The organism is Sphingomonas sp. Leaf62, assembly GCF_001421915.1.
Lineage (GTDB): Bacteria > Pseudomonadota > Alphaproteobacteria > Sphingomonadales > Sphingomonadaceae > Sphingomonas.
The window spans coordinates 360,542-378,069 of record NZ_LMLN01000030.1 but is presented as its reverse complement, the minus strand read 5'-3'; the positions used below and the strand labels follow the sequence as shown (position 1 = coordinate 378,069).

18 protein-coding genes are annotated in these 17,528 nt (G+C 66.9%); 10 read left to right on the top strand and 8 right to left on the bottom strand.

Annotated features, from left to right (window positions below; all coding sequences use genetic code 11):
• Positions 1–48: 48 nt before the first annotated feature.
• The 9 genes from ASE91_RS17070 (at position 49) to ASE91_RS17035 (ending at position 9,322) form a co-directional block, all read left to right on the top strand.
• Complete coding sequence (locus ASE91_RS17070) at positions 49–1,140, top strand: GGDEF domain-containing protein (RefSeq protein ID WP_056628335.1); 1,092 nt, start codon at positions 49–51, stop codon at positions 1,138–1,140.
• A gap of 311 nt (positions 1,141–1,451) precedes the next feature.
• Positions 1,452–3,383 (top strand): excinuclease ABC subunit UvrC, encoded by a 1,932-nt coding sequence (uvrC, locus tag ASE91_RS17065; protein WP_056628331.1) that lies wholly within the window; start codon positions 1,452–1,454, stop codon positions 3,381–3,383.
• Positions 3,361–3,567: a type II toxin-antitoxin system CcdA family antitoxin gene (locus ASE91_RS17060; RefSeq protein ID WP_056628327.1), complete on the top strand. Its 207-nt coding sequence runs from the start codon at positions 3,361–3,363 to the stop codon at positions 3,565–3,567. Before uvrC ends, ASE91_RS17060 begins: the two co-directional genes overlap by 23 nt.
• A gap of 75 nt (positions 3,568–3,642) precedes the next feature.
• The gene (locus ASE91_RS17055) at positions 3,643–4,596 is read left to right on the top strand and encodes a polysaccharide deacetylase family protein (protein ID WP_056628324.1); all 954 of its coding nucleotides are present in this window, start codon (positions 3,643–3,645) and stop codon (positions 4,594–4,596) included.
• Positions 4,593–5,504 (top strand): GNAT family N-acetyltransferase, encoded by a 912-nt coding sequence (locus tag ASE91_RS17050; RefSeq protein WP_082454092.1) that lies wholly within the window; start codon positions 4,593–4,595, stop codon positions 5,502–5,504. Before ASE91_RS17055 ends, ASE91_RS17050 begins: the two co-directional genes overlap by 4 nt.
• Positions 5,505–5,875: 371 nt before the next feature.
• Positions 5,876–6,214, top strand: coding sequence for a hypothetical protein (locus ASE91_RS19785; RefSeq protein WP_156357897.1), 339 nt, complete (start codon positions 5,876–5,878; stop codon positions 6,212–6,214).
• A gap of 44 nt (positions 6,215–6,258) precedes the next feature.
• Positions 6,259–6,990, top strand: a complete 732-nt coding sequence (gene recO / locus ASE91_RS17045) for a DNA repair protein RecO (RefSeq protein ID WP_056628319.1) — start codon at positions 6,259–6,261, stop codon at positions 6,988–6,990.
• A 73-nt stretch (positions 6,991–7,063) separates the two neighbouring features.
• Positions 7,064–8,107, top strand: a complete 1,044-nt coding sequence (gene leuB, locus ASE91_RS17040; protein ID WP_056628317.1) for a 3-isopropylmalate dehydrogenase — start codon at positions 7,064–7,066, stop codon at positions 8,105–8,107.
• A gap of 105 nt (positions 8,108–8,212) precedes the next feature.
• A complete protein-coding gene (locus ASE91_RS17035; protein WP_056628314.1) occupies positions 8,213–9,322 on the top strand; it encodes a glycosyltransferase family 2 protein in 1,110 nt (369 codons plus the stop codon).
• Here the strand turns inward: ASE91_RS17035 and ASE91_RS17030 are convergent.
• Complete coding sequence (locus ASE91_RS17030) at positions 9,319–10,551, bottom strand: phospholipid carrier-dependent glycosyltransferase (RefSeq protein WP_056628312.1); 1,233 nt, start codon at positions 10,549–10,551, stop codon at positions 9,319–9,321. The two genes, ASE91_RS17035 and ASE91_RS17030, sit on opposite strands and share 4 nt — an antisense overlap.
• Positions 10,552–10,697: 146 nt before the next feature.
• Here ASE91_RS17030 and ASE91_RS17025 point away from each other — a divergent pair, with 146 nt between their 5' ends.
• The gene (locus ASE91_RS17025; protein WP_056628310.1) at positions 10,698–11,921 is read left to right on the top strand and encodes an SAM-dependent methyltransferase; all 1,224 of its coding nucleotides are present in this window, start codon (positions 10,698–10,700) and stop codon (positions 11,919–11,921) included.
• Between the two features lie 40 nt (positions 11,922–11,961).
• Here the strand turns inward: ASE91_RS17025 and ASE91_RS17020 are convergent, their stop codons facing one another.
• From ASE91_RS17020 to ASE91_RS16990, 7 genes are all read right to left on the bottom strand, one after another.
• On the bottom strand, positions 11,962–12,720 hold the full coding sequence (locus tag ASE91_RS17020) for a helix-turn-helix domain-containing protein (RefSeq protein WP_056628308.1): 759 nt from the start codon (positions 12,718–12,720) through the stop codon (positions 11,962–11,964).
• A 128-nt stretch (positions 12,721–12,848) separates the two neighbouring features.
• Complete coding sequence (locus tag ASE91_RS17015; RefSeq protein ID WP_056000078.1) at positions 12,849–13,118, bottom strand: HPr family phosphocarrier protein; 270 nt, start codon at positions 13,116–13,118, stop codon at positions 12,849–12,851.
• Complete coding sequence (locus tag ASE91_RS17010) at positions 13,115–13,522, bottom strand: PTS sugar transporter subunit IIA (protein ID WP_056000233.1); 408 nt, start codon at positions 13,520–13,522, stop codon at positions 13,115–13,117. Before ASE91_RS17010 ends, ASE91_RS17015 begins: the two co-directional genes overlap by 4 nt.
• A 23-nt stretch (positions 13,523–13,545) precedes the next feature.
• Positions 13,546–14,439, bottom strand: coding sequence for an RNase adapter RapZ (rapZ, locus tag ASE91_RS17005; RefSeq protein ID WP_443024555.1), 894 nt, complete (start codon positions 14,437–14,439; stop codon positions 13,546–13,548).
• Positions 14,436–14,849, bottom strand: coding sequence for an HPr kinase/phosphorylase (locus ASE91_RS17000; RefSeq protein WP_056628306.1), 414 nt, complete (start codon positions 14,847–14,849; stop codon positions 14,436–14,438). Before ASE91_RS17000 ends, rapZ begins: the two co-directional genes overlap by 4 nt.
• Positions 14,846–16,420 carry a sensor histidine kinase gene (locus ASE91_RS16995; RefSeq protein ID WP_056628304.1) on the bottom strand — a complete coding sequence of 525 codons (1,575 nt, stop codon included), beginning with the start codon at positions 16,418–16,420 and terminating at the stop codon, positions 14,846–14,848. Before ASE91_RS16995 ends, ASE91_RS17000 begins: the two co-directional genes overlap by 4 nt.
• 152 nt (positions 16,421–16,572) lie before the next feature.
• Positions 16,573–17,280 carry a response regulator transcription factor gene (locus ASE91_RS16990; RefSeq protein WP_056000064.1) on the bottom strand — a complete coding sequence of 236 codons (708 nt, stop codon included), beginning with the start codon at positions 17,278–17,280 and terminating at the stop codon, positions 16,573–16,575.
• Positions 17,281–17,528 lie beyond the last annotated feature (248 nt).

The window sequence follows — 17,528 nt, the reverse complement described above, 5'->3', positions numbered from 1 at the left end:
GCGTATCGTGACCGGCTGTTAATGGTCGCCGGCTACTGGTGACGGTCGATGTTCGACCTTCCCGACGTCTCGACGCTGCGCCAGTGCAGCATCCTGTGCAGCGCGTCCTATGCCGCGGTGTTCTTCGTCATGTCCGCGGGGCAAAGCTGGTATCGGTGCTGGGGATGGGGGGCCGGCGCCTATTGCGCCTCGCTGGTCATCGGCGGCCTGTTCGAGAATATCCTTCCCCCGTGGGGGTACGCCCTGATCGACGGCATCCTCTGCCTTTCGATGGCGCTGGTGCTGGCCGGTGTCCGGCGCTTCGATGGGGTACGGGGCTTCGCGCCGTGGATGTGGGGTGTGGTCGTGGTGACGGCGATCGTGCCCACGGTTGCGGAGATCGTGTTCGGGGCGGGGGGCGTATCGTCGGCTATCTGGTCGTTGAGGATGGCGGTCTGCTCGTTCAGCCTCGCCGTGCCGCTGGCCGTCAGCCGCGCGACCGACGGGACCGTGCGACCGCGGCGGATCGCCGGCTGGCTGCTGATCCTGTACGTACCCGTCTATCTGGCCGTCGCGGTCGCTGATCTGATCGCGCCACGTCTGGCGCCGGCGCTGGAGGCAGTGCCCTTTCTTGCCGATCAATTGCTGTTCGGCGCGGGCAATCTGGCGTTGTTGTGGATACCGGCGTCGCACTCGCAACAGCGGTTGCGCGATACGGCGTTGCGCGATCCGTTGACCGGCGTCTGGAATCGCGCAGCGCTGGCGGCGAATGCCGCCGCCCTGCTGGTGCCGGGCCGGGTCGCGCTGCTGATCGATGTCGACCGGTTCAAGGCGATCAATGACCAGCATGGTCATGCGGCCGGCGACCGGGTGCTGGTGGCGATCGCGACGGTCCTGCAACAGGGTGCCGGCGGCGATTTCGTCGTGCGGCTGGGCGGCGACGAATTTCTGGTCATCACGACCGCCGACGATCCGGTACGGGCCGCCGAACAGATCCGCCTCCGCGCCGATCGTCGCGAAGCCGGGCTGCCGGCATGGACGCTGAGCATCGGGGCCGCGCGGATCGAACCCGGCGACCGGTCGATCGACGACGTCATGCAGCGCGCCGACCTGTTGATGTACCGTACGAAGGCGCTCGGTCGCACGGCCGCCGTGGCTTGACGCTGGCGTTGGCGCAGCGCGCTTCCTGGGGGTCCAGGCCCATAACTGACAACGGTCGGGACGGAGCCTATTTTGGCGTCAGGCCAGGAGCAAGGAGCGAGCGATGCTGCAGCATCGTGACCGACGCGCGACGCCGCGTGACGCCAAAATAGGCCCGCCGTGCAGCGGTCGCCGGGAGAAGCCCGCCGGACGGCGTCGCTTGCTTGCGCGTAGCGGAGAGCTACGCGACTGCGCTGCGCTCCTTGCCGGCGGGCTTCTCCCGGCGATCACGACCATTGGCAGTTGTGGGTCTGGACCCTAAATCGGGCATAATGTCGGAAACACCCAACGCCCCCAATCGCTTCAACGAGGACAAGGCCAGCTTCACCGTGCGCGGGTCGGACGCGCCGGATATCGATGCCGGCGTCGCCGCGATCCGCAACGTGCTGGCGACGCTGCCGGTGCGGCCGGGCGTGTACCGGATGCAGGATGCGCGCGGCGAGGTGTTGTATGTCGGCAAGGCGCGGGCGCTGAAGAACCGCGTCGCCAACTATACGCAGGTGTCGCGGCTGACGAAGCGGTTGCAGCGCATGGTCGCGCAGACGCGGTCGATGACGATCGTCACGACGAACAACGAGGCGGAGGCGCTGCTGCTCGAAGCGCAGCTCATCAAACGCTATCGCCCGCCGTACAACGTGCTGCTGCGCGACGACAAGTCGTTCCCGTTCATCCTGCTGCGCGCCGATCACGACTTTCCGCGCATTCAGAAGCATCGTGGTGCGCGGCGGGCGAAGGGCGATTATTACGGTCCCTTTGCCAGCGCCGGTTCGGTGACGCAGACGCTGAACGCGTTGCAAAAGCTGTTCCTGCTCAGGTCGTGCACCGATGGTTTCTTCAAGACGCGCGACCGGCCGTGCCTGCTGTACCAGATCAAGCGCTGTTCGGCGCCGTGCGTCGGGCGGATCGATAAGGCGGCCTATGCCGAGCTGATCGGCGACGCGAAGGACTTTCTCGGCGGCAAGTCGACCAAGGTGCAGGCGAAGCTGGGCGTGCAGATGCAGGCGGCGGCGGAGGCGATGGATTTCGAACTCGCTGCGGTGCTGCGCGACCGGCTGAAGGCGCTGACCTTCATCCAGGGCAGTCAGGCGATCAACGCGGACGGGGTCGGTGATGCCGACGTCTTCGCGATGGCGTGTCTGGAGGGGGTGATCGGCATCCAGGCATTCTTCATCCGGGGCGGGCAGAATTGGGGGCATCGCAGCTTCTTCCCCGCGCATACCAACGAGGTGCCCGAGGACGAGGTGCTGTCGGCGTTCCTGATGCAGTTTTACGAGGAGGTGCCGCCGCCGCGCAACGTCTTCGTCGATCGCGAACTCGCGGAGGGCGAGGTGCTGGCCGAGGCGATGGCCGAGCGGGCCGGGTTCAAGGTTGCGCTGTCGGTGCCGCAGCGCGGCGTCCGGCGGCGGCTGCTTGATCAGGCGAAGCGCAATGCCGACGAAGCCCTGCAGCGGCGCAATGCGGAGTCGACGACGCAGGCGCGGCTGCTGCGCGAGGTTGCCGACCTGTTCGAACTGGAAGGTCCGCCTGACCGGATCGAGGTCTATGACAACAGCCATATCCAGGGGACCAACGCGCTGGGGGCGATGGTCGTCGCCGGGCCGGAGGGGTTCCGCAAGGGCCAGTATCGCAAGTTCAACATCAAGCAGGCGCAGACCAACGACGACTTCGCGATGATGAAGGAGGTGCTGACCCGCCGCTTCGCCCGTGCGCAGGAGGAGAATCCCGATCGCGAGACCGATCGCGACGGCAATGGCTGGCCCGACCTCGTGCTGATCGATGGCGGCAAGGGGCAGTTGAGCGCGGCGAAGGCGGTGCTGGAGGATCTGGGCATCGAGGATGTGTGCATGGTCGGCGTGGCGAAGGGGCCGCATCATGGCCGTGACGGGCGCGAGGTGTTCCACCTGATGGACGGGCGCGAACTGACGCTGCCGGTCAATTCGCCGGTGCTGTTCTATCTGCAGCGGCTGCGCGACGAGGTCCACCGCTTCGTGATCGGCGCGCATCGCGACAAGCGATCGAAGGCGATCGGCGTCAGCCCGCTCGACGAGGTGCCCGGCATCGGGCCGGCGCGGAAAAAGGCGCTGCTGATGCATTTCGGTACGGCGCGGGCGGTGCGTAACGCCAGCCTTGCCGATCTGCAAAAGGCGCCGGGGGTCAGCAAGGCGATGGCGCAGGGGGTCTATGACTATTTCCACAGCCGCTGAACCGGTCGCGATCGACGCGGCGTTGCTGGCCCGCGCGCGGAGGGCAGGGGTCGACGTGGCGGCCACCTGTCACGCGGCGCTGGCACGCGCGACCGAGGAGGCCGGTCGGGCGGTGCAGCGGTCGGAAAGCGCCGCGGCGATCACCGAATGGAATGACTGGGCCGGTTCGCCGCCGACCGGTTAGTATGATACGTCCCGACCTCGTCGAAGGCGGCCGGTGTTTCACCGGTTGTTTACGCGCAGCGGGCAGGACAGGACCATGACGACCCCCGTCTTCCTGACGATCGATACCGAATTGATGTGGCGGCACCATGCCGCCGGTCTGCCGGCCGACACGGTGGTGCAGCGCTCGCTCGAACCCGCCGGGGTCGGGGTGACGTGGCAGCTCGAACGGCTGCGGGTGCATGGGTTGAAGGCATGTTTCTTCGTCGATCCGCTGCCCGCTCGGCTCTATGGCATGGCGGCGATCGCGCCGACCGTCGAGGCGATCCTGTCGGCGGGGCAGGAGGTGCAACTGCACCTCCACCCCAATTGGGCGCGGGCGGCGCTGGCGGACCGGCGGCGCGCGCATGTGTTCGAACTGGTCGACCTGTCGCGACAGGCGCAGCAGGACTTGCTGGGCGAGGCGCGCGACCTGTTGCGGGCCGCCGGTGCGCCCGTTCCGGTCGCGTTCCGTGCGGGCAGCTATAGCGCCAATGACGTGACGCTCGATGCGCTGGCGGCGCTCGGCTTTGCCTATGACAGCAGCCATAATGGCGCGCACCATCCATGGCCGAGCATGATCGCGCTGTCGCCCGATCGGATCGCGCCGGTCGAGCATCGCGGGCTGATCGAAGTGCCGGTGACGACGATCGCGATGCCCGGCGGCGGGCGGCGGCATTTTCAGATCTGTGCGCTGTCGGCCGCCGAAATGCGCGCGGCATTAACCCATGCTGGCGCCAACGATCATGCGGCGGTGACGATCGTCAGCCACGGTTTCGAACTCGCCAATCGAGCGGGCACGCGAGCCAACCGCGTTCATGTCCGCCGGTTCGAAACCTTGTGCCGCACGCTGGCCGCCGATGCCGATCGCCTGCCGACGACCCATTTCCGCGACCGTCCGGCGCTGCGGCTGGGGCAGGACGACCGGCCGCTGCCGGCCAGCGCGTTCAGGACGCGGCGGCGGCAGGTCGAACAGCTCTGGTCGAACCTGATCGAGGAACGCGCGGCATGACGCCGGTCCAGCCCTGGCCGATCAGGTTCCAGATCGGGGCGCGGACGCTGTTTTCGGTGCGGCGGCGGCTGGTGCGGGTGCCGATGGAACTACGCGACGTGCTGGCGGGGGCGGTGCCGGTGCTGCCGCCGCTGCCCAAGGGGGCGGATGGCTGGTCGGTGACTTCGCTGCCCGAACCGTTGATGCCGGCGGTCGTGCCGAATGCCGGGATCGTGTTCGTCCGGCAGCAATATACCCGCTATCACACCGACCTGACGATCGGGTTCGACGCATGGTTTGCTGGGCTGTCGGGCAACGCCCGGTCGAGTTTGAAGCGCAAGCGCAAGAAGCTGGCCGAGGCGAACGACGGCACGCTCGGCGTACGGACCTATCGCACCGCGCAGGAACTGGCCGAGTTTCACGGGCTGGCGCGGACGGTCGCGGCGCGGACCTATCAGGAAAAGCTGCTCGGCGCGGGATTGCCGGGCGACATTCCGTTTCGCGCGGTGATGCAGGGCAAGGGCGCGCGGGGCGAGGCGTTCGGCTGGTTGCTGTTCGTGGGCGGCACGCCGATTGCCTATCTCTATTGCCCAATGACGGGCGGCGATGTGCGGTACGAGTATGTCGGGCATGATCCGTCATGGGGGGAATGGTCGCCGGGCAGCGTGTTGCATCTGGAGGCGTTCCGGACGTTGTTTGCGGAGCCGGCGGCGCTGCGGTTCGATTTCACCGAGGGGGAAGGGCAGCATAAGCGGCAATTCGCTACGGCTGGGACGGCGTGTGTGGACTTGCTGTTGTTGCGCGACAGTCGGGCCAATCGCGCGACGGTGCGGACGTTGCAGGTATTCGATGGGGCAGTCGAGCGGGTGAAGCGGGCGCGGGAGTGGCCGGTGGTCGGGCCGATGATTTCGAGGGTTCGGCGGGGGTAGCGCGGGCCAAAGGTCACAAAAGTCACACTCGCGCAACTCGCTGGTTGTGCAGGCTTTCGGAGCGAAACGCTGCGTGGGGATCGACAATACAGAAGAACCAGCGCACGATATCCCGCTTCAGACTCGGTAGGAAAGTCTCGGAGCGACGTGTACGCTGCACGTGATGGTTTTGAATTGAGTGCCTCGTTCAAATCTGCAGGGAGCAGACCGCTTTGACCCGTCATGGACAGTGGAGCGTTTGTTCTGTCCTGCTCCTATCGCTTACGGGATGTTCCTACGCATATGATCTCCGAGCCGTAGTGACCGCCGGAAGGCTCGCGTTCGTCGTCGACCCGGCGTCCCAGCGAAACGCTGATTGTATAAGGAGTATCATGGTTTCAGCCGAAACCGGACCGGCGGCCATTCCTAACCAAGAGGATGATCTTCAACTCATTAAAAACGGTGTCGTTTGGTCGAAAAATACTGATGTTGGTGAGTGCTGGAACCAGTTCCCGATCCTGTATGGCCAGACACTGACAGGAAAGCCGTTTCTTCCGCCCGGAGTGGCAGCGAAGCCGCTTCGCGTCGGAACGATTTACACCGTAGAAACTACGGGCAGTGGTTCAGGCTATGGCAGCGGCCGATTTCGCGTTCGGCGGGATCGTACCGTCGAGAATCTGCCGCCGGTCGCCAGCGCGGATGTGCTACTGGAACCAACGAACGGAAATTGAGGGCGCGGATCGGTGTATTTGCCAATTCCCGCTAAAACCACCCCATGCACCTGAACACCACCGCCATCCTGCTCTCGTCGCGCGCGCATGGCGAGCATGGCGCGGTCGTTCGCGCCTTGACTGCGGAGGCGGGCGTCCAGCCCGGCTATGTGCGCGGCGGGCGGAGCCGGGCGATCCGGCCGGTGTTGCAGCCGGGCAATCTGATCCGCGGCGACTGGCGGGCGCGGACCGATACGCAGTTGGCGGCGCTGACCGTCGAACTGATCGAGAGCCGCGCGCCGCTGTTCGCCGAACCGGTGCCGGCGGCGGCGATCGACTGGATGTGTGCGCTGGCCGCCTATGCTTTGCCCGAGGCGCAGGCCTATCCGCGCATCCATGCCGCGCTCGACGGGCTGCTGGCGGCGATCGCGGCGGCGCCGGCGGCACGCGACTGGATCGGGGCGCTGGTGCGGACCGAGTTGCTGATCCTGTCCGAGCTGGGATTCGGACTGGCGCTCGACGAATGTGTCGCGACCGGCGCGCGCGACGACCTGACCCATGTCAGCCCCAGGAGCGGCGGCGCGGTATCGCGCGCGTCGGCGGTCGGGCTGGAGCATCGGTTGCTGGCACTGCCCGCCTTTCTGGCGGAGGGCGGGCCGGCAAGCTGGGACGCGGCGTTCGAGGGGCTGGCACTGTCGGGTCATTTCCTGACCCGCGACCTGCTGGGCGGACGGGGGCAGGACGTGCTGGCGGCGCGGGAACGGATGGTCGAGCGACTGAAAAGGACGGTTGCGTGACCCGCCCGGCTTGGGGCAGGGGCTTTTGCCGATGGAGCCGCGCAATGTTCGTGCGCGAAACGGGAATGATGCAATGGCCTTGATCGCGATACTGCCCGGCGACGGGATCGGACCGGAAGTGGTGGCGGCGGCGCGGCGGGTGCTCGATGCGCTCGATCTGGGTCTGACGTTCGAGGAAGCACCGGTTGGTGGTGCGGCCTATCGTGCGCATGGCCATCCGCTGCCGCCAGCGACGCTCGATCTGGCGAAGCGTGCCGATGCGGTCCTGTTTGGTGCGGTCGGCGACCCGGAATTCGACAATGTCGCGCGCGAGCATCGCCCTGAACAGGCGATCCTCGGCCTGCGCAAGGCATTGGGGCTGTTCGCCAATCTGCGCCCGGCCAAGCTGTTCGCGGGGCTGGAGGATGCCTCTGCGCTGCGTCCCGAAGTCGCCGCCGCGATCGACATGGTGATCGTGCGCGAGCTGACCGGCGACGTTTATTTCGGCGACAAGGGGCGCGGCACGACCGCCGATGGCCTGCGCGAGGGTCATGACCTGATGCGCTATGACGAGGCCGAGGTCGAACGCATCGCCCGCGTCGCATTCGACACCGCACGGACCCGCAACCACCGGCTGTGTTCGGTCGACAAGGCGAACGTCCTCGAAACCTCGCAATTGTGGCGCGACGTGGTGATCGAGGTGTCGGCCGATTATCCCGATGTCGCGCTGACCCATATGTATGTCGACAATGCCGCGATGCAGCTGGTGCGCAATCCCGGGCAGTTCGACGTGATCGTCACCGGCAACCTGTTCGGCGATATCCTGTCGGATCAGGCGAGCATGTGCGCCGGATCGATCGGGATGCTGCCGTCGGCGGCGATCAATCAGGACAAGAAGGGGCTGTACGAGCCGATCCATGGCTCCGCGCCCGATATCGCGGGGCAGGGCAAGGCGAACCCGCTGGCGACGATCCTGTCGGCGGCGATGATGCTGCGCCATTCGCTTGGGGAGGCCGAGGCTGCCGACCGGATCGAGGCAGCGGTGACGGCGGCGCTGGTCGCGGGGCATCGGACGCCCGATCTGGGTGGGACGGCGACGACCGGGGAGATGACGGACGCGGTGCTGGCGGCGTTGTGATTTTCACGCGCTATCGTATCCCCGCGCAGGCGGGGATCCAGGGTAACGAACGGCATCGACTGTGGCTCTGGACCCCCGCCTGCGCGGGGGTACGGTAAGGGGGATATGACCCCGCTCGACCTTGCCATCGTCGTGCCCGTCTTCAACGAGCGCGGCAACGTGCCGTTGCTGGTCGCGGCGCTCGACACGGCACTGGCTGGGTATGCGTGGGAGGCGATCTTCGTCGACGACGACAGCCCCGACGGCACCGCCGATGTCGTGCGGGCGATCGCCGGCAGCGACCCGCGCATCCGCGTGCTGCAACGGATCGGTCGGCGCGGGCTGTCGACGGCCTGTATCGAGGGGATGTGCGCCACCGCCGCGCCGCTGGTCGCGGTGATCGATGGCGACCTGCAACATGACGAGGCATTGTTGCCGCGCATGGCGGCGGCGCTGGCGGGTGATCGGGCGATCGATCTGGTGATCGGATCGCGGTTCGTCGACGGGGGCGGGACGGGCGCGTGGGATGCCGATCGCGTCGCCAAATCGGCGCTGGCCGCCCGGCTGTCGCGGCGGGTGCTGAAGGCCGATCTGTCCGATCCGATGAGCGGTTTCTTCATGATCCGCAGCGATGTGGTGCGGGGCGTCGCGCCGCGCCTGTCCGGGATCGGGTTCAAGATCCTGCTCGACATTCTGACTGCCGCGCCGGTGCCGCTGCGCTTCGTCGAACTGCCCTATGTGTTCCGCACGCGCGCGGTGGGGGAGAGCAAGCTCGACCACGTCGTCGCGCTCGAATATCTGATCGCGCTGTACGACCGGATGTTCGGGCGGGTGGTGCCGGTGCGGTTCGTCATGTTCTCCGCGATCGGCGCGGCGGGGGCGATCGTGCATCTCGCGGCGCTGGGACTGTTCCTCGAACTGGGCGGCGGGTTCGTCATGGCGACGATCGTTGCGACGATGGTGGCGATGACGTTCAACTTCTTTCTGAACAACCATTTGACCTATCGCGACCGGCGGCTGCGCGGGGTGCGGTCATTGCTCAACGGATGGCTGTCGTTCTGCGCGGTGTGTTCGGTGGGGGCGGTCGCCAATGTCGGGCTGGCGGCGTTCCTGTATGACGTGCGCGGCGGGGCTTGGGCGCTGCCGGCATTGGCGGGGATCGCGGTCGGGGCAGTGTGGAATTTCGCGCTGTCATCGCGCTTTACGTGGGGGCGGTATGGGCGGCGGGCGACCTAGCGCCAGCTGTCGAACCACATCCAGCGGTTGAACGCCTGCGGTCCCGACAGCGGAGCGGCGGAAAGGATGGGATAGAAATAGACGAACAGCATGATCGCCGGCAGCGCGAACCATTCGTCGGCGCGGGCGAGGCGACCCCTGGCATGGGCGTGGAAGGCGGCGGCAAGCGCGAGGCAGAGCCAGATGCTCGACAGGTGGTAGTAATAATAGAAGCCGAGCGATTTGGGGATCACCGCCCATACCGCCAGCGATCCGACCCACAACAGCCCGATGCCGAACAAGGCCGGTGCCCGCCGCTTCCATCCGGTCCGCAGGCACACCGCGACGGCCAGCAACCCGCCCCACATGATCGCCGGATTGCCGAGCAGCAGCACGCCGCGCTGCACCCCCGCATCGGGTTCGTAGAAATACCAGATCGGCCGGGCGAGCAGCGGCCAGGTCCACCAGCTCGATTGATAGGGATGCGCCGCCAGCACCTGTGTCTGGCGTTCGTACATGTCCCATTGGAACGGCAGGAGCCGAGCAAGGGTCAGCGGCTCGGACGCATAAAAGAACGCCGGAGCGAAGGTCGCGAAATAGGTGGCGATGCTGACCGCGCCGAGGATCGCCAGCGCGGCGATCAGCGGCAGGCCCGGCCAGTAATCGCGCTTGCCGGTCTTGCCCCAGATCAGCAGCAGTCCGGCCCCCGCGACATAGGGCACCGCCGCCCATTTCACCCCGACCGCCAGCCCGAACAGCAACGCCGCCAGCGTCAGCCGCAGCGCCGGCTGCCCGCGCATCGACCAGAGGAGCGCGGCGATGCCGAGCGTGACGAACGCGCCGAGATACACCTCCAGCATCGCCGTCCGCGCCTCGACCAGCAGCGTTTGGTTCAGCATCGCGAGCGCCGCACCGAACGCGGAAACATGCGTCCGCCGGAACAGCAGTTGCAGGATGGCGAAGACGCCGAGCACCGTCGCCGTGCCCGCCAGAGTCCCCATGATCCGCCAGCCCCATGGATTGTCGCCGAGCAGCAGGATGCCGGCCGCGATCAGTTCCTTGGCCACCAGCGGATGTTCGGGATTGGCGGGATAGGCGAGCGTCAGCAGCGTTCGCGCGGCGGGGACGTAATGGACTTCGTCGAACGACAGCTTGCCCGGCCGCCCCAGCGCCCAGGCGAACAGCAATTGCGCCGCCACGCCGATCAGCAGCGCGGTGGTCCATGGGCGATCGCGCAGGCGGGAAAGCATGGCGGGCGTGTAGCGGAACGTCCGCCCCAAGCAAATCCTCCCGGAATCGGCGAAGGCGCAGTCCAGTCCCGATATCCTCCCCGGAGCGGGGACGATTGTCACGGTTCGCCCATGACTTGCCACATTCGGTCCCTAACGGGCCGTTCATGGCACTGATCGACACGTTTCTCGCCCGCACGGTTCGTCGCGGCACGCTTTCCCTGACCCACGCCGATGGCCGTATCGTCCATTTCGGTACCCCCGATCCGGCCTTTCCCGATGTCGCGATCCGCTTCACCAGGCCGGGCGTCGCCGGCCGCATCGTCCGCCATCCGGCCTTGGGCGCGGCGGAGGCGTTCATGGACGGCGAACTGGTCATCGATCGCGGCGACATTCGCGATCTGGTCGAATTGCTGACCGGCAACACGCCATGGGGCCGGGGCGGCGGGTTGCGGCCGTCGCTGCCGATCCGCCTGTTCGATGCCGTCCGGCACCGGATCGACCGGGTGAACATGGCGCGGCGGTCGAAACGAAACGTCGCGCACCATTACGACCTGTCGGACCGGCTCTACGCGCTCTTCCTCGACACCGACCTGCAATATAGCTGTGCCTATTTCACCGATGCCGACCATGGCCTCGAACAGGCGCAGGCCGACAAGAAGGCGCATATCGCCGCGAAACTGGCGATAAGGCCAGGGATGCGCGTGCTCGACATCGGCTGCGGCTGGGGCGGGATGGCGCTGTATCTGCACGAAAAGACCGGGGCCGAGGTGCTGGGCGTCACCCTGTCCGAAGAGCAGATCAAGGTCGCCCGCCGTCGCGCCGAAGCCGCCGGCGTCGCCGACAAGGTGAAGTTCGAGCTGATCGATTATCGCGACGTGACCGGCCGGTTCGACCGGATCGTGTCGGTCGGCATGTTCGAACATGTCGGCCCGCCGCAATATGGCACCTTCTTCCGCAAGTGCCGCGAATTGTTGACCGACGACGGCGTGATGCTGGTCCATACCATCGGCCGGATGGGCGTGCCGGGCGTCACCGACACCTTCACGACCAAATATATCTTCCCCGGCGGCTACAACCCGGCACTGTCGGAGATCGTGCGCGGTTATGAGGGCACCAAGCTGATCGCGAGCGATATCGAGGTGCTGCGCGTACATTATGCGCATACCATTGATCACTGGTATGCGCGCACGGTGGCGGCGAAGGATGCGATCGTCGACCTGTACGACGAGAAATTCTACCGCATGTGGACCTTCTACCTCGCCGGCGCGGCAGCGGCGTTCCGCCATGGCGGCATGGTCAATTATCAGGTGCAGCTGACCCGCGACCGCTGGGCATTGCCGCTGACCCGCGATTATCTGGTGGAGGAAGAGCGGCGGTTGCGGGGGTAAGTTGTGCTCTGCCCCGGATCGGGTCCGGGGCGGCGTGTCTCTAGCCGATGGTGATGCCGACGACCTTCCATTCGGTATCTTCCTGATCGAGCATCACTGTCTCCACCTGCTCACCGCCCTTGGCGAAGCGGGTGCGGAATTTGACCGATTGGTAGCCATAGGGCGGGGCAGGAACATATTCCTGTCCAATCAGCGTCCGCGACACGACCGGGCCGAGCGGAGTACGAACCTTTTCCGAGACATTGGTCCAGACCTGCTCCGTATTCAGCTTGCGGAAGGCAACGCCGAACCGGCGGTAGGTGTCGGTCCAGCGCCCCTGATCGACCAGTTCGAGGAAGGTGCGCGCCGCATCGGGCGCGGGCGTCGCCGGTGCGGTCGCGGGCGGCGGTGCCGGCACCTGCAACGTCGCGGGCAACAGGGTGAAGGCCAGCAGGCCGAGGGCAAGGGTCATGACGATCGCTCCGATCAGAAACCGGGCCAGGCGACGTGCCGGCCCCGCGCCGTCGTCCGGCGTGGAAGCGACATCGGTGGTGCGGCGGCTTCCGTCGTCCCCGTTTCTCATGTCCCCCAGATTTTCGGGGGTCGCGCCCTCGGCCTCGAACAGCATCCGCGCCGCCTCGCGACTGCTCGACACCGCCAGCTTGCGCCGTGCGTCGCGCAGCCGCTCGTTGATGGTGTGGACCGACAGGCCGAGCGTCACCGCGACCGACTTCGCATCATGGCCGCGCACGATCAGGCGCAGCGTATGCTTTTCCTTGTCGGTCAGGGCGGCGAGGCCCGGATGGTCCGGCATTGTCATGCGGCGGGACCTATGGCCGGGGCAGGGGTGGGACCACCCCTAAAAATTTGGGAAGCAGGACGGTGGTCCCAAATACGTCGTCGCCGCGGATCAAGTCCGGGGTAACGACGAAGGGAAAGCGGCGCGGCTCAATCCTCGCCGAAGCGATCCTCGACCAGTTGCGCGAGTTGTCCGACCACCGCCTCGGCACCGTCGCCGCTCGCGCTGATCGTGATATGGTCGCCCTTGGCGGCGCCCAGCATCATCAGGCCCATGATCGAGGTGCCGGTGACGCTCGATCCGTCCTTTTCGACGCTGACCTCGATCGGTTGCGCGGCGGCCATCGTCACGAATTTGGCGGAGGCGCGGGCGTGGAGGCCGCGACGGTTGGTGATCTGCACGGTGCGCGAGGTTGTCATGCCGCTGCTTCTCCCAGAACCTCGCTGGCGACCGATATATATTTGCGGCCGGCTTCGCGCGCGGCGGCGACCGCTTCGGCGACCTTCATCGCCTTGCGCGCGCCACCCAGCCGGATCAGCATCGGCAGGTTGATCCCGGCGATCACCTCGATCCGGCCGGTTTCCATCAGCGAGATCGCAAGGTTGCTGGGCGTACCACCGAACAGGTCGGTCAGCACGATCACGCCCTGCCCGGCATCGACCGCGGCGATCGCGGTCGCGATGTCGGCGCGGCGTTCCTCCATATCGTCGTCGGGACCGATACACACCGTCTCGATCCGCTCCTGCGGGCCGACGACATGCTCCATCGCAACGACGAACTCCTGGGCAAGACGACCATGCGTCACCAAAACCAACCCGATCATGTTCGTCGTCGTTCCTACATCCGTCATGGCGCGCGCCGTGCGCCTTCCAGCGAGTCCTGCGGCGCGGTGCCGAGATCGCGATGTTCTATCGTGGGCGAAAAACCCTGCTCGCGCAACCATGCCCCCATGCGTTCGGCGACATGGACCGACCGGTGTCTCCCGCCGGTACAGCCGAAAGCGATGGTGACATAGGATTTGCCCTCCGCCTTGTAGCGCGGCAGCAGCGTCGCCAGCATCGTTTCGAACGAAGCGATGGCGGCGTCATAGGCGGGATCGGCCTGCACATAGGCGGCAACATCGGCGTCGAGGCCGGTGCCGGGCCGCAGCACCGGGTCCCAGTGCGGGTTGCGCAGGAAGCGCATGTCGAGCACGATATCGGCGTTGCGTGGCGCACCGCGCGCGAAGCCGAACGAATATACCGACAACACCGGATCGGCGCTGCCCGGCGCGGCGAACGTCTCGCGCACCCATTCCGCCAGCGCGTTGCGCGAGAAATGGGTGGTGTCGAGCAGCCGGTTCGCAAAGGCGCGCAGCGGTTCGAGCACCGCGCGCTCGGACTCGATCCCGTCGGCGGCGGTGCGATCGGTGGCAAGGGGATGGCGGCGGCGCGTTTCGTTGTAGCGGCGCTCCAGCTCGGCCTGGCTGCTGTCGAGGAACAACACGCTGACGCCGAGATTGGGGCGGTCGCGAATGCGGTCGACGATCTGTTGTGCGTCGAAGCCCCGCGTCCGGGTGCCGATGCCGATCGCCAGCGGCCGTTCGGCATCGGCGGGGCTGGCAGCGATCAGGTTGCCGAGCAGGCGCAACGGCAGATTGTCGACGATATCCCAGCCGCTGTCCTCCAGCGTCTTGAGCACCGTCGATTTGCCCGCACCCGACATGCCGGTGACGAGCAGGATATCGGCATGGCGCATCATCGGAGAATCCTGTCAAGCATTAGGTCGATCTTGGCGGGTGCCGAGGCTTCGAGCAACGCCAGTCTGTAGGCGGGGATGGCGATGCCGGCGAGTGTCCGCGTCATGGGTTCGGGCAGGCGATCGGGGGTGCCGGCCTCGACGAACAGCGCGACGGGGATGCTGGCGATGGTCGGGCGATCGACGATGCCCAGCCCACGCACCTCGATACGGCCGGCGATGGTGGCGGGCGCGGTCGCGTGCAGCACGCCGGCTTCGACATGGAGCAGGGTGTAATCGTCGCTGACCAGTACCCCGCCGCGCTCGATCAGCCTGAGCGCGAGGTCCGATTTGCCTGATCCAGACGGGCCGGCGATCAGCACGCCGACGCCGCGGATCGCGACGCAGCCGGCGTGGATCGGCGGTTCGGTCATTCGCCGGCGATCGGCAGATGTACGACGAAGCGCGCGCCGTCGCGGCTGTCCCGGCGTGATTCGGCGGCGATCATACCGCCATGCCCTTCGACGATGGTCCGGGCGATGGCAAGGCCGAGGCCGGAATGCTGGCCGAACGCCTCGCCGCCGGGGCGGACCGAATGGAACCGGCGGAACACCGCCTCGCGCTGTTCGGGCGGCACGCCGGGACCGTCGTCGACGATCTCGATCTCGACCAGATCACCGTCGTTTCCGCCGCCGATCCGCACCGCGCCGCCGGGCGGGGAGAAGGAAATGGCGTTGTCGATCAGATTGGCGAACACCCGTTCCAGCCGGGCACCCTCGCCGTGCACGACCAGCGGACCGACGTCGCCACGATCGAAGTCGAGCGTCACGTCGCGGTCGATCCCGCGATCGACACGGTACGCGACCAGCGCCGCGATCAGCGCCGCCAGATCGACATCCTCGAACTTCGCCCGCGCCAATTGCCCATCGAGCCGCGAGGCATCGGAGATATCGGTGATGAGGCGGTCGAGCCGGTGAACGTCGTCATGCACGATCGCCAGCAACTGGTCGCGCAGATCGGGGTCCCTGACCGTCGCCAGCCCGTCGACCGCCGACCGCAGCGAGGCGAGCGGATTCTTCAGCTCATGGGTGACGTCGGCGGCAAAGGCTTCGGTCGCATCGATCCGGCTGCGCAGTGCCGCGGTCATGTCGGACAGCGAGCGGGCGAGCATGCCGATCTCGTCGCGGCGGCTGGGCAGGCGCGGCACCACGACCTCCCGGTCGCGGCCCAGCCGCACCCGGATCGCGGCGCGCGCCAGCATCCGCATCGGGCGGACGATGGTGCGCGCGAGGAACAGCGACAGCAGCACCGACAGCAGCACCGCGACCGCGAGAACCATGCTCAGCCGCGCGCGTTCGGTCCGCACCGTCTGGGTGATGTCGCGGGCATTGACCGTCGCCATCAGTACCCGGTCCTCGGGCAGGGGCGCGGCGGCGGTGACGACCGGCGTCCGGTCGGGCGCGCGCCACACCGTCGCGGCGGTGCCGCCGGTGGTGCGGACCGTCACCACATCGGGCCAGCGCAGGCCGCGACCCGGCGCGCGTTCGCGGTACAGCGGGTCGCGATCGTTGCGGACCACGGTATCGATCACCGCGTCGAGCGCGCGCGCCGCATCCTGCTGCCAGCCATCCTTGTCGGGATCGCGCAGCTGGAAATTGCGCACGCCCAGTTGCCGGCTGTCGGCGACCAGCCGCCCCCGCCGGTCGTAAATGCGGAGCCGCAGCCCTGATTTGCGCGCGAAATTGACCATTTCGTCGGTGCGCTCGTCGGGCGACAACAATGTCAGCGCCTCGGCGATCAACCGCACTTCGCGTTCGGCCTGCGCCACCCGGCCGTCGACGATGCGCGCACGATAGCTGTCGAGATAGAAGAACCCGCCCGCCAGCAGCGCGAGCGCGAAGATGTTGACGAACAGGATGCGCGGGGTGAGCGACACCCGCCCCGACCAGCGCAGCGACAGGGCGCCTTCGTTGGGCGGACGGTCGATGGGGTCAGCGTCGGGCATTCGGCATTCCTACATGCCGCAGCCGTACCCCCGCGCAGGCGGGGGTCCAGCGTTCCACCCGCCGACCGTTGTTCCGCCTGGCTCTGGACCCCCGCCTGCGCGGGGGTACGGCGGAGTGGCTGGGCAGGCGGCGCGCGCCTGTGCTCCCCGTCCTAATCGTCGGCGAACCGGTACCCTGCGCCATATAGTGTCTCGATTGCGTCGAATTCCTTGTCGACCTGCCGAAACTTGCGGCGCAACCGTTTGATGTGGCTGTCGATGGTGCGGTCGTCGACATAGATGTCGTCCTGATAGGCGGCGTCCATCAACTGGTTGCGGGTCTTGACGATACCCGGACGGCTGGCAAGCGTTTCGAGGATCAGGAATTCGGTGACGGTCAGTGTCACGTTCTCGCCGTGCCACGTCACCTTGTGCCGCGCCGGGTCCATCGCCAGCCGTCCGCGCTCCAGCACCGGTTGCGTCCCCTCGGCACTGCCCGCCTCCCCCGGCTGGGCCGGTTCGGCACGGCGCAGGATGGCGCGAATGCGCGCGATCAGCAGCCGCTGCGAAAATGGCTTCGCGATGTAATCGTCGGCACCCATGGCGAGACCCAGCGCCTCGTCCAGCTCGTCGTCCTTGCTGGTCAGGAAGATGACCGGCAGCCGGCTGCGCTCGCGCAACCGGCGGAGCAGTTCGAGGCCGTCCATCCGCGGCATCTTGATGTCGAGCACCGCAAGATCGGGCGGGTTCTCGGCGAACGCCTTCAACGCCACCTCGCCGTCCGAATAGACGCGCGTGACGAACCCCTCGGTCTGCAACGCGATCGAGACGGAGGTCAGAATGTTGCGGTCGTCATCGACCAGGGCGATCGTCGCGGTCATTGCATCGGGTCCGTCTGCATCATCGGCAGGGTTACGGGAAAGGGGCGTTCGGCTCAATGCCCCCGTCCATCTCAAATAGTCATATAATTGACAAAGAACAGCAGCCGTCCCGGTTCGATCGGCGGTAATCAACGTTACGTCGAAAATGATGTTTAACGCGTTTGACGAACGGCGATCGCAAGCATAGGGGAAGCATAGCGAACACATAGCGAGGCGATGGACAGGGCGTTCGCCGCCGGTGATTCGAC

What these genes read in the sequence shown, in the direction of transcription:
- ASE91_RS17030 (WP_056628312.1), bottom strand. Translation starts at nt 10,551, where the DNA reads ATGCTTTCCCGCCTGCGCGATCGCCCATGGACCACCGCGCTGCTGATC.
- leuB (WP_056628317.1), top strand. Translation starts at nt 7,064, where the DNA reads ATGGCCTTGATCGCGATACTGCCCGGCGACGGGATCGGACCGGAAGTG.
- rapZ (WP_443024555.1), bottom strand. Translation starts at nt 14,439, where the DNA reads ATGATGCGCCATGCCGATATCCTGCTCGTCACCGGCATGTCGGGTGCG.
- ASE91_RS17050 (WP_082454092.1), top strand. Translation starts at nt 4,593, where the DNA reads ATGACGCCGGTCCAGCCCTGGCCGATCAGGTTCCAGATCGGGGCGCGG.
- ASE91_RS17000 (WP_056628306.1), bottom strand. Translation starts at nt 14,849, where the DNA reads ATGACCGAACCGCCGATCCACGCCGGCTGCGTCGCGATCCGCGGCGTC.
- ASE91_RS17015 (WP_056000078.1), bottom strand. Translation starts at nt 13,118, where the DNA reads ATGACAACCTCGCGCACCGTGCAGATCACCAACCGTCGCGGCCTCCAC.
- ASE91_RS17010 (WP_056000233.1), bottom strand. Translation starts at nt 13,522, where the DNA reads ATGATCGGGTTGGTTTTGGTGACGCATGGTCGTCTTGCCCAGGAGTTC.
- ASE91_RS17025 (WP_056628310.1), top strand. Translation starts at nt 10,698, where the DNA reads ATGGCACTGATCGACACGTTTCTCGCCCGCACGGTTCGTCGCGGCACG.
- uvrC (WP_056628331.1), top strand. Translation starts at nt 1,452, where the DNA reads ATGTCGGAAACACCCAACGCCCCCAATCGCTTCAACGAGGACAAGGCC.
- ASE91_RS16990 (WP_056000064.1), bottom strand. Translation starts at nt 17,280, where the DNA reads ATGACCGCGACGATCGCCCTGGTCGATGACGACCGCAACATTCTGACC.
- ASE91_RS17055 (WP_056628324.1), top strand. Translation starts at nt 3,643, where the DNA reads ATGACGACCCCCGTCTTCCTGACGATCGATACCGAATTGATGTGGCGG.
- ASE91_RS17070 (WP_056628335.1), top strand. Translation starts at nt 49, where the DNA reads ATGTTCGACCTTCCCGACGTCTCGACGCTGCGCCAGTGCAGCATCCTG.
- ASE91_RS17060 (WP_056628327.1), top strand. Translation starts at nt 3,361, where the DNA reads ATGACTATTTCCACAGCCGCTGAACCGGTCGCGATCGACGCGGCGTTG.
- ASE91_RS17035 (WP_056628314.1), top strand. Translation starts at nt 8,213, where the DNA reads ATGACCCCGCTCGACCTTGCCATCGTCGTGCCCGTCTTCAACGAGCGC.
- recO (WP_056628319.1), top strand. Translation starts at nt 6,259, where the DNA reads ATGCACCTGAACACCACCGCCATCCTGCTCTCGTCGCGCGCGCATGGC.
- ASE91_RS19785 (WP_156357897.1), top strand. Translation starts at nt 5,876, where the DNA reads ATGGTTTCAGCCGAAACCGGACCGGCGGCCATTCCTAACCAAGAGGAT.
- ASE91_RS17020 (WP_056628308.1), bottom strand. Translation starts at nt 12,720, where the DNA reads ATGACAATGCCGGACCATCCGGGCCTCGCCGCCCTGACCGACAAGGAA.
- ASE91_RS16995 (WP_056628304.1), bottom strand. Translation starts at nt 16,420, where the DNA reads ATGCCCGACGCTGACCCCATCGACCGTCCGCCCAACGAAGGCGCCCTG.